The organism is Ruegeria sp. AU67 (genome assembly GCF_900312795.1).
GTDB lineage: Bacteria > Pseudomonadota > Alphaproteobacteria > Rhodobacterales > Rhodobacteraceae > Ruegeria > Ruegeria atlantica.
Window position 1 is genome coordinate 1 of the sequence record NZ_OMPH01000038.1, and the last position, 1,076, is coordinate 1,076.

At 58.5% G+C, this 1,076-nt stretch carries 1 protein-coding gene; it reads right to left on the reverse strand.

Annotation, left to right across the window (positions count from 1 at the left end; all coding sequences use genetic code 11):
• The coding region (gene tuf, locus DK510_RS19345; RefSeq protein ID WP_109313493.1) for an elongation factor Tu at positions 1-1,076 on the reverse strand (1,076 nt) is incomplete at both ends.

Below are 1,076 nucleotides of genomic sequence, written 5' to 3' on the forward strand. Positions count from 1 at the left end.
TCAACCTCGAACGACACGTTGTCGCCGGGCATAACCATCTCGGTGCCAGCTGCCAGGGTCACAGTGCCGGTCACGTCAGTTGTACGGAAGTAAAACTGCGGACGGTAGTTCGCGAAGAACGGAGTGTGACGACCGCCTTCTTCCTTGGTCAGGATATAGGCTTCGGCTTCGAACTTGGTGTGCGGTGTAACCGAACCCGGCTTACACAGAACCTGGCCACGCTCAACGCCTTCACGGTCGATGCCGCGCAGCAGGGCGCCGATGTTGTCGCCCGCTTCACCGCGATCCAGCAGCTTGCGGAACATTTCAACACCAGTACAGGTGGTTTTCTGAGTGTCACGGATGCCGACGATTTCGATCTCGTCGCCAACGTTGATCACGCCACGCTCGACACGGCCGGTCACAACGGTACCACGACCCGAGATCGAGAACACATCTTCGACCGGCATCAGGAACGGCTGGTCAACAGCGCGCTCAGGTGTCGGGATGTACTCGTCCACGGCAGCCATCAGCTTGCGGATCGATTCTTCGCCGATTTCCGGCTTGTTGCCTTCCATCGCGGCCAGAGCCGAACCTGCGATGACAGGAATGTCGTCGCCGGGGTAGTCATACGAAGACAGCAGCTCGCGGATTTCCATTTCCACCAGTTCCAGCAGCTCTTCGTCGTCAACCTGATCCACTTTGTTCATGAACACGACCATGGTCGGGATGCCAACCTGGCGGCCCAGCAGGATGTGCTCGCGGGTCTGCGGCATCGGGCCGTCAGCAGCGTTCACAACCAGGATCGCGCCGTCCATCTGTGCGGCACCGGTGATCATGTTCTTGACGTAGTCGGCGTGGCCCGGGCAGTCGACGTGCGCATAGTGACGCGTGTCGGTCTCATATTCCACGTGGGCGGTCGAGATGGTGATGCCACGTGCTTTTTCTTCAGGCGCGCCGTCAATCTGATCATACGCTTTGAAGTCACCGAAATACTTGGTGATTGCTGCGGTCAGCGTGGTCTTGCCGTGGTCAACGTGGCCAATCGTGCCGATGTTGACGTGCGGCTTATTACGCTCAAACTTTTCCTTTGCCAT